The 907-nt window shown below is 65.8% G+C and carries 1 protein-coding gene; it reads left to right on the top strand.

What is annotated here, in order from left to right:
- Positions 1-240: 240 nt before the first annotated feature.
- A partial coding sequence (locus tag FS320_RS50085; RefSeq protein ID WP_274597310.1) for a M10 family metallopeptidase C-terminal domain-containing protein occupies positions 241-907 on the top strand: 667 nt, incomplete at its 3' end.

Below are 907 nucleotides of genomic sequence, written 5' to 3'. Positions count from 1 at the left end.
TCTAGTGTCCTGGACCGCTCCAGTGCTTGGCTGCCAGGAGACAACGCGTTTGGCGCGGGTGACTATCCCGGCGACGTGTGGCTTACGACGGGCCGCCCCGCCCCGGAAGTCGGCAACCGCTCCTACCAGACGATCCGTCATGAGCTGGGGCACGCGCTCGGCCTTAAGCATGGGCACGAGAGGGGTGGCCCGGGCAGAACCGCAGTGCCGGCGGATCGAGATAGCCTCGAGTTCACGGTAATGACCTACCGCAGCTTCGAGGGCGGGCCGCTGCGGTGGAGCAATGAGGAATTCGGCTTTCCGCAGTCCTTCATGATGCTGGACATCGCTGCACTGCAGGAGATGTACGGCGCCAACTACGACTACAACAGCGGCAACACGACCTACCGCTGGCACTCGGTGACGGGCGAGATGTCCATCAACGGGGTCCCCCAGGGCAGACCCGGCGGCGGCGCCACCCGCGCTGACCCCAACAACATTTTTCTCACCATCTGGGACGGCGGCGGGCGCGACACCTACGACATGTCGAACTACGGCAATGGCGTTTCCATCGACCTCGAGCCGGGTAGCTGGTCCGTGCTCTCGCCCGACCAGCTCGCCTTTTTGGGAACGGACGCCTCTGGGGTGGACCACTTCGCGCGCGGCAACGTGTTCAACGCGCTGCCGGACCCTCACCAGGCCGTCCAGCAAAACGTGATCGAGAACGCGATCGGAGGGGCGGGCGACGACACCATCAAGGGCAACACTGCTGGCAATCATCTAGATGGCCGCGGCGGCAGCGACACTTTGAGCGGCCTTGACGGCAGGGACACGCTCTCCGGCGGCGACGGCGACGACGAGCTCAACGGCGGCAACGGCACCGACCAGCTCAACGGCGGCAACGGCGTCGACCAGCTCAACGGCGGCG

It is taken from the genome of Microvirga tunisiensis, assembly GCF_009296175.1.
Lineage (GTDB): Bacteria > Pseudomonadota > Alphaproteobacteria > Rhizobiales > Beijerinckiaceae > Microvirga > Microvirga tunisiensis.
Note: the sequence above shows the minus strand (reverse complement) of the source record. Positions and strands in the feature narration are given on the sequence as shown.